The organism is Ruegeria sp. HKCCA0235A, from assembly GCF_013033235.1.
Taxonomy (GTDB): Bacteria; Pseudomonadota; Alphaproteobacteria; order Rhodobacterales; family Rhodobacteraceae; genus Ruegeria.
In genome coordinates this window covers 23504-34476 of record NZ_WQDQ01000016.1, presented here as the reverse complement: position 1 = coordinate 34476, position 10973 = coordinate 23504, and the positions used below count along the sequence as shown (strand labels likewise).

Annotated in this window: 11 protein-coding genes; 7 read left to right on the top strand and 4 right to left on the bottom strand. The window is 58.2% G+C overall.

What is annotated here, in order from left to right:
* Nucleotides 1–9: 9 nt before the first annotated feature.
* Nucleotides 10–1938 (bottom strand): elongation factor G, encoded by a 1929-nt coding sequence (locus GOW56_RS20350; RefSeq protein ID WP_171207016.1) that lies wholly within the window; start codon nt 1936–1938, stop codon nt 10–12.
* A 212-nt stretch (nt 1939–2150) separates the two neighbouring features.
* Nucleotides 2151–3506, bottom strand: a complete 1356-nt coding sequence (gene hemN, locus GOW56_RS20345; RefSeq protein ID WP_171207015.1) for an oxygen-independent coproporphyrinogen III oxidase — start codon at nt 3504–3506, stop codon at nt 2151–2153.
* A gap of 61 nt (nt 3507–3567) precedes the next feature.
* Between hemN and fnrL the strand changes: the two genes are divergently transcribed.
* Nucleotides 3568–4311 carry a transcriptional regulator FnrL gene (gene fnrL, locus GOW56_RS20340; protein WP_152459193.1) on the top strand — a complete coding sequence of 248 codons (744 nt, stop codon included), beginning with the start codon at nt 3568–3570 and terminating at the stop codon, nt 4309–4311.
* Nucleotides 4312–4382: 71 nt separating this feature from the next.
* Nucleotides 4383–4637 carry a GlsB/YeaQ/YmgE family stress response membrane protein gene (locus tag GOW56_RS20335; protein ID WP_171207014.1) on the top strand — a complete coding sequence of 85 codons (255 nt, stop codon included), beginning with the start codon at nt 4383–4385 and terminating at the stop codon, nt 4635–4637.
* Between the two features lie 37 nt (nt 4638–4674).
* Here the strand turns inward: GOW56_RS20335 and GOW56_RS20330 are convergent, their stop codons facing one another.
* Entirely contained in the window at nt 4675–5514 is an 840-nt protein-coding gene (locus tag GOW56_RS20330; RefSeq protein WP_152459191.1) for a universal stress protein, read from the bottom strand.
* Between the two features lie 200 nt (nt 5515–5714).
* Here GOW56_RS20330 and ccoN point away from each other — a divergent pair, with 200 nt between their 5' ends.
* Genes ccoN through ccoP form a run of 4 tightly spaced genes read left to right on the top strand, consistent with a single transcriptional unit; the run spans nt 5715 to nt 9123 of the window.
* Nucleotides 5715–7322: a cytochrome-c oxidase, cbb3-type subunit I gene (gene ccoN / locus GOW56_RS20325; RefSeq protein WP_171207032.1), complete on the top strand. Its 1608-nt coding sequence runs from the start codon at nt 5715–5717 to the stop codon at nt 7320–7322.
* Nucleotides 7323–7336: 14 nt separating this feature from the next.
* Nucleotides 7337–8065, top strand: coding sequence for a cytochrome-c oxidase, cbb3-type subunit II (gene ccoO, locus GOW56_RS20320; RefSeq protein ID WP_152459189.1), 729 nt, complete (start codon nt 7337–7339; stop codon nt 8063–8065).
* A gap of 12 nt (nt 8066–8077) precedes the next feature.
* On the top strand, nt 8078–8263 hold the full coding sequence (locus tag GOW56_RS20315) for a CcoQ/FixQ family Cbb3-type cytochrome c oxidase assembly chaperone (protein WP_050605006.1): 186 nt from the start codon (nt 8078–8080) through the stop codon (nt 8261–8263).
* Complete coding sequence (gene ccoP, locus GOW56_RS20310; RefSeq protein WP_171119849.1) at nt 8260–9123, top strand: cytochrome-c oxidase, cbb3-type subunit III; 864 nt, start codon at nt 8260–8262, stop codon at nt 9121–9123. Before GOW56_RS20315 ends, ccoP begins: the two co-directional genes overlap by 4 nt.
* Before the next feature lie 94 nt (nt 9124–9217).
* On the opposite strand, the gene GOW56_RS20305 is transcribed toward ccoP, so the two are convergent.
* A complete protein-coding gene (locus GOW56_RS20305) occupies nt 9218–9508 on the bottom strand; it encodes a hypothetical protein (RefSeq protein WP_171207013.1) in 291 nt (96 codons plus the stop codon).
* A 35-nt stretch (nt 9509–9543) separates the two neighbouring features.
* On the opposite strand from GOW56_RS20305, the gene ccoG reads away from it, so the two are divergent.
* Complete coding sequence (gene ccoG / locus GOW56_RS20300; RefSeq protein ID WP_171207012.1) at nt 9544–10971, top strand: cytochrome c oxidase accessory protein CcoG; 1428 nt, start codon at nt 9544–9546, stop codon at nt 10969–10971.
* The last annotated feature ends 2 nt before the right edge of the window (nt 10972–10973 follow it).

Here is a 10973-nt window from a genome sequence, read left to right as displayed (position 1 = left end):
GTCAGGCCGTCAGGCGCTTGCCTTTTCTTTGGATGCCGCTTTCGGCACCGGTCCGCGCAGTTCTTCATAGTGATCAAAGCTCAGCTTGACCCACCCGGTTCCGCGCGTGGCGCTGGCAAGAGTGCGATGCAACTCATCCTCGGCCACGGCGGGTATCAGGGCGTTGAAAATCTCCCAGCCTGATGCGTTTGGGTTGCCCTCAAATCCCAGAACCTGCCCTTGCAGAGAGCTGATCGTCGGCACCAGGTCGCCGACAAAATCAGAAGGCAGGTGGATTTCGGCGTTCAGGATCGGCTGCAAAACAACGGGCTTGGCCTGTGGCAGCGCTTCGCGCACGGCGTTCTTGCCCGCGGTGCGGAAGGCATAATCGGAACTGTCCACGTTGTGATGCTTGCCGTCATGCAGCGTGACCTTCACATCCACCACCGGAAAGCCCTCGGGGCCTTGCTCCAGCGCGTCCCTGGCGCCCTGTTCCACGGATGGGATGTAATTCTTGGGCACCGCGCCGCCCTTGACCACCTCTTCGAACTGGAACCCAGATCCGCGCGGCAGCGGTGCGACCGAGATCACGACATCCGCGAATTGCCCGGCCCCGCCGGATTGTTTGCGGTGTCTGTGGCGATGTTCGACAGGTGTTCGGATGGTTTCGCGATAGGCGGTTTCGACTTGGTCGGCTTCAATCTCGATCCCGAAATCCTCGGCCAGTTTGGCGGTCACGCGCCGCATGTGCTGCGGACCCTGAGACCCAAGAACGGCGTGGCCGGTCAGCTCATCCTGTTGCAGGTGAAGGCCGGGGTCGATCTCGGCCAGACGGCTCAGGGCGTTGGACAGGCGCACATCGTCCCGCTCATGCGCAGGCGAGACGATCTGACGATGCGCCACCGGATGCGAGGCCGCCCATTCCGGCAGTTCCGTCGCCGAATTGCTGTCGTAGATATAGCCGGGGTTGAGGTGATCGGATTTCACCGCCAGACCAATCTGCCCGGCCTCAAGCGTGGCGATCTGGGTTTTGGCATCCAGCGTTGTCAGGTTGCCGACGGTCTCACCGCCCAAGGCTTCATGGGCTTGCACGCCGTCCCCCAGGCCGCGCAGTACAACGATTTTTCCGATGTGTTTTTTGACATCCGCAAAACCGGCAATGGCGCGGGCGCTGTCTCCGGCCTCGTCGCGCCCGGCGGCGATATCAAATTCGGGGGCTTCGTGTCGCAGGGCCTTCATCAGGCGCGTCAGCCCGTTGCCGTGGCTTGCGGCACCCAGACAGGCGGGAATCAACTGATGGTTCTTCAGGACCTGTGCCGCCAGGTCATAGACCTCGTCGCTTGGCGGCTGTTTGTCTTCGATGAGCTGTTCCAGCAGGGTGTCATCGAAATCGGACAGGGTTTCGAGCAGCTCGGTTCGCGCTTCCTGCTCGCGGTCTTCGACGGATTGAGGCAGTTCGATCAGCGCCGAGGGCTGGCCCTCCTGATATTTCCAGGCCCGTTCCGAGATCAGATCAACCGCCCCGATGATCGTATCCCCTTCGCGGATCGGCACCTGACGCAGGGCAATGTGGTGGGTGCAGTATGTTTGCAGAGCGGCGATGATATCGCGGACGCGGCCATTGGGGTTGTCCATCCGGTTGATGAACAGAAAACAGGGGATGCCGGCCTCTTCGACCAATCGCAGGTAGGGCGCGCACAGAACGGCGGCATTCGGGTCGGGGGGCACCACGACCACGGCGGCGTCCGAAATCGCCATTGCAGGGCCGACATAGGCCAGTGCATCGCCGCCCCCATCGACGTCGATTGCGCACCAGGGCTCGTCCAGGTAAGAAAAACCGTGCAAATGCACGGTTCCGGAAACATCGAATGTGGTGGGGCGCCCGTCGAGGCGGCTGATGGCCTCGACAAGCGTAGATTTGCCCGATTGGCTGGGCCCGAGGACGGTGAAAACGCGCATGAGTGTTGTCCCTCTTTCAGGTTGCAGATTGGCTACACGAAAGGGACCGACCGACGCGTTGGCGCCGACAAGGATTGTCTGTATTTTGCCCGCCTCAGACCGCAGAGCGAGATGCCGCCCTACAACATGAGTGTGGGAAAAACCGCAGGCGTGCGTCAAGCCCCTGATGTGTTTTGCGCGTCACGGGCCGAATGTTGCCCGCCGAAAAAGGGTCAGATGGCCGAGCTGTGCCCGGCTTTGCTGAGGTCATAGGCGTCAAAGCTGCGGGCGATCATCCGGGTCAGCGCCCGCGCTTCGGGCGGTATGAAAAGCCCGGCTTCGGTGATTTGCAGCATTCCGTCGAAAGATGCGTTGGCTGCGCGGTACATCTCGTCCAAGTCAGAGGCCGAAATATCGTGATCCCGCAGGATTTCCGCCGAGTCGATCTTGAAATCGCACATCAATGCCTCGATCAGGCGGGCACGCAGAATGTCCTGACCTTTGAAGAGGTGACCTCGGGATGTCGAAAACTGCCCATCGCGAATGGCTTTGGTATGGGCAGAGGTGGCCGGAGCGTTCTGCGCGTAGCCTTGCGGGAAACGAGAGATCGAGCTGGCCCCGACACCAATCAGAACATCGGCCTGATCGTCGGTGTAACCCTGGAAGTTCCGCTTGAGGCGGCCCGCGCGCAAAGCGTGTGTCAGACCGTCATCCACAGTGGCGAAATGGTCGATACCGATCTCGGCATAATTGTCCCAAAGGAACAAACGTCGGGCCGTGTCGAACAGTTCAAGACGCTGTTCCGGTGTGGGCAGGGCGTCCGACGGAATCAGCTGCTGCCGCTTGGCCATCCAAGGCACGTGGGCATAACCGTAAAGTGCCACGCGATCCGGGTTGAGCGACAGGAGTTTCTGCACGCTTTCCGTCATGCGCGCCTTGGTCTGATGTGGCAGACCGTAAAGGATATCCGCATTCAGGCTGGTGATGCCACGTTCACGGATCATGTCGATGGCGTCGCGCGTGGTGTCGTAGCTTTGAATACGGCCTATTGTTTTTTGGATTTCGTCATCGAAATCCTGCACCCCAATCGAGGCGCGGTTCATGCCCGCGTCTGCCAGCGCATCCAAACGCGCCTCGTCAATCTCGTTCGGGTCGATCTCGACCGAGAATTCGGCATTCGGCCCCATGGGCACGATACCCAGGATGTGTTGTGCCAATTCGCGCATCAATTGGGCGTTCAGCAATGTTGGTGTGCCGCCGCCCCAGTGCAGGCGCGACAGAACCACTCCTTCAGGTAGACGTGCCGCCAGAAGGTCCAGTTCGGCCTTCAGAACATCGACATAGGCGATTACCGGATTATCGGTTTGTGTCCCTTGTGTTCGGCAGGCACAGAACCAGCATAGCCTGCGGCAGAATGGGACATGAATGTACAGCGAAATTGCACTGCCGGGTTTGATCCCGGAAATCCAGTCGCCGAACATATCTGCTCCCACGTCGTTGCTGAAGTGGGGGGCGGTGGGGTAGCTTGTGTAACGCGGTACTTTCGCGTCAAAAAGTCCAAGCTTTGCCAATTGTGGTTTCACTATCATGGCGATACCCTTATGCGACAGGCGACACAGGTGCTTTGATGGAGATCAAGTGGGAACGCGCATGACAGTAAAAGCACAATTTGACCATTCAAATTGCGGAGATTGCCCGATTCGTCATCGCGCCGTCTGTGCCCGTTGTGATGCCGATGAGCTGGAAGAGCTTGAAAGCATTAAATATTACCGAAGTTTCGAGGCTGGTCAGACGATCATCTGGTCTGGGGATCAGATGAGTTTTGTCGGCTCGGTTGTGGCCGGAATCGCATCGTTGACCCAGACAATGGAAGATGGCCGCACCCAAATGGTTGGTCTGCTGCTGCCAAGCGACTTCGTTGGCCGCCCGGGTCGCGATACTGCGCCTTATGATGTTCAGGCCACGACGGATGTCGTGATGTGCTGTTTCCGCAAGAAACCGTTCGAAGAGTTGATGGACCACACCCCGCATATCGCCCATCGTCTTTTGCAGATGACTTTGGACGAGCTTGATGCCGCCCGCGAGTGGATGCTGGTTCTGGGGCGCAAGACGGCGCGTGAGAAGATTGCCAGCCTGCTGTCGATCATTGCGCGCCGGGACGCTTCGGTCAGCCAAAAGGGTCTGACTGGATCTATCGTGTTCGACCTGCCCCTGACCCGAGAAGCAATGGCGGATTACCTGGGTTTGACATTGGAAACGGTCAGTCGCCAGATATCAGCTTTGAAAAAAGACGGGGTGATCACACTTGAAGGAAAGCGACACGTGACCATCCCCGATCTGGGCCGCCTGATGGAAGAGGCAGGTGACGATTCGGATGGCGGCTTTCCGGTCTGACGCGAACGGTTTTTGACCGCCAACAGCCGTCGCGGTCTTGTTCGCAGGAATGTCTGATTCAGGAGATCGACATGGAATTTACCAGTTTTTTGGCAATGCTTTTGGTCGGCGCAATCGCCGGTTGGCTTTCCGGAAAGATTATGGAGGGCAGGGGTTTTGGTCTTTTCGGAAACATAGTTGTCGGAATCGTAGGTGCGTTTCTGGCGGGGTTGATTTTTCCGGCGCTTGGATTCGCCGTTGGCGGCGGCCTGCTGTCATCTATTCTCTTCGCAACAGCAGGTGCCGTAATCTTGTTGTTCCTGATAGGCCTGATCCGCAGAGGATGACAAAAGCCGCCAAGTCGGGCGGCTTTTGAAGGGCGGATCAATGAGCCAGGAATACCGGTACGGTAGACTGCTCCAGCATGTTGCGTGTTGCGCCGCCCAGAATGGCCTCGCGAAAACGGGAATGACCGTAAGCGCCCATGACGATCAGATCTGATTCTGTATCGGATGCGTGGCGGTTGAGAATATCCGACACGCGCGTCATGCTTTTGCTCAGCACATCAATCTCACATTTGACCCCGTGTCGCGCCAGCATCTGTGACAGCATTCCGCCTGGATCAGACCGGTCCGGCCCATGGCGGGGCGGATCGATGACCACGATTCGGACCAGCTCGGCCTGTTTCAGGAAGGGCAGGGCGTGACGAATGGCGCACATGGCCTCTACGCTTTCGTTCCAACCTATCATGATATTGCGCGGCACCGTCAGGGGCTCGGCGTCGTCCGGTACGACCAGAACCGGGCAATGCCCCTCGAACATGGCGGCTTCGATGATCGGCTCGGCCTCGGCAGCGCGGTCTTTGCCATAAGGGTGCGGCAGGACCACCAGATCGGAAAACCGTGCCCGATGCGCAACATGGCGTCCGATATCGGCAATCTGCGCGACGCCGTGCTCGGCGGACCAGCGAACGCCGGACTTGCCAAGGTAGTCATTGGCAAAGTTCAACAGCTCCTGGGCCTCGGCATTGGCCCGGCTCAGTGTTTCCTGAACGATAAGCGCATTGGCACCAGCATAGTAATAACCTGTCTGACTGCGATCGACGCCAAGGCACAGGGCTTCGGCATGTGCATCCTGCGATTCTGCCAGGGCCACCATCTGCGCCAGAGCGGCGGGTGCCGTCTGCGTTTCGGTCATGACAGTGAGTAGTGATTTGTAAGTCATTGCGACCTCATGATTCGGGCATTTGGTCTCATGTGACCAGTCGGCCTATTTCCTCTACAATGCGTGTCACAGAAAACGCAGAACTGTCTTGATACAGATCAAAGCAGTAACAGCTGCCGTGCTTCAGAACGGCAGCCAGTCAAATGGGTTTCGCGCGTACAAGAATCAAAAACGCGCGGGGCATGGCAAAGGGACGCAATATGTCGAATTACATCAAGCTGATCGTGCTTGGTCTGATCGCGCTGTTTGCAGCGATCGGAACCAATTATGCACGCGATTTGGCGTATCAGGTACATGCACTGCTGGTGATGCTTATCGCCAGTGGCCTGTTTATCTGGACGCTTCGAAACACTGACGAGCCAGATATTCTAGTCGATCGCTCGGGCGAATACATGGATGACGTGATCCGCTATGGCGTGATCGCAACCGCCTTCTGGGGCGTGGTCGGGTTTCTGGCCGGGACCTTCATCGCGTTTCAGCTCGCCTTTCCGGTGCTGAACTTTGAATGGGCACAGGGGTATCTGAATTTCGGTCGTTTGCGTCCGCTGCATACGTCGGCAGTGATTTTTGCCTTTGGTGGCAACGCGCTGATCGCAACGTCGTTCTACGTCGTTCAACGTACCAGCGCCGCGCGTCTTTGGGGCGGCAATCTGGCCTGGTTCGTTTTCTGGGGCTATCAGCTGTTCATCGTGCTGGCGGCGACGGGCTATGTTCTGGGCGGAACGCAGTCCAAGGAATATGCCGAGCCTGAATGGTATGTCGATCTGTGGCTGACCATTGTCTGGGTCGCCTACCTGGCCGTGTTCCTGGGCACGATCGTCAAGCGGAAAGAGCCGCATATCTATGTGGCCAACTGGTTCTACCTGGCCTTTATCGTCACCGTTGCGATGCTGCACCTGGTCAACAACATGACCGTTCCTGTCAGCATCTGGGGTTCGAAATCGGTCATCGTCTGGTCGGGCGTACAAGACGCCATGATCCAGTGGTGGTACGGCCACAACGCGGTGGGATTCTTCCTGACTGCCGGCTTCCTGGGCATGATGTACTATTTCATCCCGAAACAGGCCGAACGCCCTGTATTCTCGTACAAGCTGTCGATCATCCACTTCTGGGCACTGATCTTCCTGTATATCTGGGCCGGTCCGCACCACCTGCACTATACCGCGCTGCCTGACTGGGCTTCGACGCTGGGCATGGTGTTCTCGGTGGTCCTGTGGATGCCGTCCTGGGGTGGTATGATCAACGGTCTGATGACTCTGTCGGGCGCATGGGACAAGCTGCGCACTGACCCGGTGATCCGGATGATGGTGATCTCGGTCGGCTTCTACGGCATGTCCACCTTCGAAGGCCCGATGATGTCGATCCGCGCGGTGAACTCGCTGTCGCACTACACAGACTGGACCATTGGTCACGTGCACTCGGGCGCGCTGGGCTGGAACGGCATGATCACCTTCGGTGCGCTGTACTTCCTGGTGCCCGTCCTGTGGAAGCGTGAGCGTCTGTACTCGCTGCAGATGGTCAGCTGGCACTTCTGGCTCGCCACCATCGGCATCGTGCTTTACGCCGCGTCGATGTGGGTCACCGGTATCATGGAAGGCCTGATGTGGCGCGAAGTGGATGCCAACGGCTTCCTGGTGAACTCGTTCGCCGACACCGTGGCTGCCAAGTTCCCGATGTATGTGGTGCGTGCTCTGGGTGGCGTGATGTTCGTCGCCGGTTCGCTGATCATGTGCTACAACCTGTGGATGACTGTGCGGAAAGCGCCGGCCAAAGAGGCCAGCCTGACCGTCGCGGTCCCGGCTGAATAAGGAGGGCCGGAGCAATGGCAATTCTCGACAAACACAAGATCCTCGAGACCAACGCGACCCTCCTGCTGATCTTCAGCTTTCTGGTCGTGACCATCGGCGGCATCGTTCAGATCACCCCGCTGTTCTATCTTGAGAACACAATCGAAAAGGTGGAGGGCATGCGGCCCTACACCCCCTTGGAAATGGCGGGGCGCGAGATCTACATCCGCGAAGGCTGCTATGTCTGCCACAGCCAGATGATCCGCCCGATGCGGGATGAGGTCGAACGCTATGGCCACTACTCGCTGGCGGCGGAATCGATGTACGATCACCCGTTCCAGTGGGGGTCCAAACGTACCGGACCCGATCTGGCGCGTGTCGGTGGCCGCTATTCTGACCAATGGCATGTCGACCACCTGCGGGATCCGCAATCCGTTGTGCCGGAATCCGTGATGCCGAAATACGGCTTCCTCGAACACCGCAAAATTGACGGCAAGTACATCGGTGATGTGATGGCCGCCAATGCCCTGGTCGGGACGCCCTATTCCGAAGAGATGCTGGAAAACGCACAAGCCGACTTCCTCGCTCAGGCTGACCCGGACAGCGACTATGACGGGCTGCTGGAGCGCTATGGCGACAAGGTCAACGTGCGCAACTTCGACGGCCAGCCCGAGTTGACCGAAGCTGATGCGTTGGTTGCCTATCTTCAGATGCTGGGCACGTTGGTCGATTTCTCGACCTTCACCCCGGACGCAAGCCGCTAAAGGAGGATCGTGATGGAAGAATACACAATTCTCAGGCAGTTCGCGGATAGCTGGATGCTGCTGCTGTTGTTCGCCTTCTTCGTTGGTATCGTCATCTGGGTTTTCCGCCCCGGTGCCAGCAAGGAATACAAGGACACCGCCAACATCCCCTTCCGGCATCAAGACAAACCCGCCACATCCAAGGAGGCGCGGCAATGAGCAAGACACCTGAAAAACAGCCGGGTGATCCGAATACAACCGGGCACAGCTGGGACGGGATCGAAGAGTTCGACAACCCGATGCCGCGCTGGTGGCTGTGGACCTTCTACGCCACTATCTTCTGGGGCGTGATCTACACGATCATGTATCCAGCATGGCCCCTGGTGCAGTCGGCAACCGCCGGCGTCATGGGATGGTCTTCACGGGCTTTGGTCCAGCAGGAGATGGTCGCATTCGAAGAGGCAAATGCACCCTGGAACGCCAAACTGGTAGAAACACCATTGGAAGACATCGCGAAGGACGCTGAGCTTCAGCAATATGCCGTGAACTCTGGCGGTGCCGTGTTCCGTACCTGGTGTGCACAGTGCCACGGTTCCGGTGCGCAGGGCGCGCCGGGTTTCCCGAACCTGCTGGATGACGCCTGGCTGTGGGGTGGTACGATGGAAGATATCGTCTACACCGTCAGCTATGGTATCCGGAACGAAGAAAGTGACGATGCGCGCTATTCCGAGATGCCTGCCTTCGGTGAAATCCTGGAGCATGACGAAATCACGCAGGTGGTTCAGTATGTCATGTCGCTGAGCAACGCTCAGACCGATGACGCGGCGGCACAGGCGGGCAAGGTAGTCTTCGAAGACAACTGCGCGGCCTGCCATGGTGAAGATGGCAAAGGTGACATCTTCCAGGGGGCGCCGAACCTGACCGACGCGATCTGGCTTTATGGCGGTAGCGAAGAAGCTCTGACCGAAACTGTGACTTACAGCCGCTTTGGTGTCATGCCGCCCTGGGATACCCGACTGACCGAGGCGCAGATCCGAGCGGTTTCCGCCTATGTCCACCAGTTGGGTGGTGGACAGTAAGACCTAGAGGGCACCTTCGGGCGGTTGGCCGCCCGAAGGCTGTAGCACCGGCTGTTCCATCTGTTCGCGCGTTTCCTGAACAGCCGGTGCTTTTTTACACTGAATTCCTGTTGTTTTGCCATTCCGTTCTTTGCAACGACGGCTGATCACCCGCGTCCGGGCAGGGTTGACCCGGGGCTGCGACAATTGGTCGGCACTTGGAAAGCTGCATGTACTCATGTGCGGTTGGTACCGCGCCAAAAGCATAATTTCCGCCAAAATAGGCTGAAAATCGGGTAAAATACCTGATTTCCAGCGCCGGCAAGATGGGCTGATCTTCAAAAGATGTTTGCTCGATGCGCTTTTTGACCCATGTCAAAGTTCGCCTAGGCATGATCTGGAACAAGACGTCTTCAGAAGACCCATTTGTGGAGCCAGCCAGTGAGCGATTCCGATCCCGCCCCCAGCCTTTACGCCGCGCGTGAGCCGATTTTTCCAAGACGTGTTTCGGGGCCGTTTCGAAACCTGAAATGGATCATCCTCATCGTGACACTGGGCATCTACTATGTGACACCCTGGATCAGATGGGATCGCGGCCCCAGCCTGCCTGATCAGGCTGTCCTGCTGGATCTTGCAAATCGACGTTTTTATTTCTTCTGGATCGAGATCTGGCCGCACGAATTCTACTTTGTCGCTGGTCTGCTGATCATGGCAGGTTTGGGTCTGTTCCTGTTTACGTCCGCTCTGGGTCGCGTTTGGTGCGGATACGCATGCCCGCAAACCGTCTGGACGGACCTGTTCATTCTGGTCGAGCGCTGGATTGAAGGCGACAGAAACGCCCGCCTGCGCCTGCACCGTCAGGAAAAGCTTGATTTCCGAAAGGCTCGCTTGCGGGTCACCAAATGGGCGGTCTGGTTTCTGATCGGTTTGGCGACAGGTGGTGCCTGGGTGTTCTATTTCGCGGATGCACCTACGCTGGCCCGTGATCTTGTGACCGGCAACGCGCATCCCATCGCCTACACGACGATGTTGATCCTGACGGGTACAACCTTCTTCTTCGGCGGGTTCGCCCGCGAGCAGATCTGTATCTATGCCTGCCCTTGGCCGCGCATTCAGGCGGCGATGATGGATGAGGACACGCTGGTTGTCGGCTATCGCGAATGGCGGGGTGAACCGCGCGGCAAAGGCAAGCGGACGGCCGATTCTGAATTGGGGGATTGCATCGACTGTATGGCCTGCGTGAATGTCTGCCCTGTCGGAATCGATATTCGGGATGGCCAGCAGCTGGAATGCATCACCTGTGCCCTTTGCATCGACGCGTGTGATGACATGATGGCCAAGATCGGAAAGCCACGAGGGCTGATCGACTACATGGCGCTGAGCGATGAAGAGCATGAGCGATCCGGCGAGCCCGCCAAGAATGTCTGGAAGCACATTCTGAGGCCGCGTACGATCATGTACACCGCATTGTGGGCGCTGGTCGGGTTCGGGCTGTTGTTTGCACTCTTCATCCGTTCTGACATCGATCTGACTGTTGCACCGGTCCGCAACCCCACTTTCGTCACCCTGTCGGACGGTACAATCCGCAACACCTATGACGTTCGTCTGCGCAATAAGCACGGTGAGGACCGTCTGTTCAAACTGTCTTTGGCGGGCGATCCGGCGATGCGACTGGAAATCGAGGGAACCAATATCGATACTGTGAATGTCACGGCGGATACGGCACAATTGACCCGTGTATATATCGTGGCCTCCCGCGATAGCGATCCGGCCGCAGCAGAGGCGACGCCAGTACGGATCTGGGTCGAAGACCTCAGCAGCGGCGAACGCGCCTACAAGGACACCACGTTTAACGGACGAGGGAACTGATC

Coding starts and splice junctions, on each gene's coding strand:
- GOW56_RS20350 (WP_171207016.1), bottom strand. CDS start 1,938: ATGCGCGTTTTCACCGTCCTCGGGCCCAGCCAATCGGGCAAATCTACG.
- hemN (WP_171207015.1), bottom strand. CDS start 3,506: ATGATAGTGAAACCACAATTGGCAAAGCTTGGACTTTTTGACGCGAAA.
- fnrL (WP_152459193.1), top strand. CDS start 3,568: ATGACAGTAAAAGCACAATTTGACCATTCAAATTGCGGAGATTGCCCG.
- GOW56_RS20335 (WP_171207014.1), top strand. CDS start 4,383: ATGGAATTTACCAGTTTTTTGGCAATGCTTTTGGTCGGCGCAATCGCC.
- GOW56_RS20330 (WP_152459191.1), bottom strand. CDS start 5,514: ATGACTTACAAATCACTACTCACTGTCATGACCGAAACGCAGACGGCA.
- ccoN (WP_171207032.1), top strand. CDS start 5,715: ATGTCGAATTACATCAAGCTGATCGTGCTTGGTCTGATCGCGCTGTTT.
- ccoO (WP_152459189.1), top strand. CDS start 7,337: ATGGCAATTCTCGACAAACACAAGATCCTCGAGACCAACGCGACCCTC.
- GOW56_RS20315 (WP_050605006.1), top strand. CDS start 8,078: ATGGAAGAATACACAATTCTCAGGCAGTTCGCGGATAGCTGGATGCTG.
- ccoP (WP_171119849.1), top strand. CDS start 8,260: ATGAGCAAGACACCTGAAAAACAGCCGGGTGATCCGAATACAACCGGG.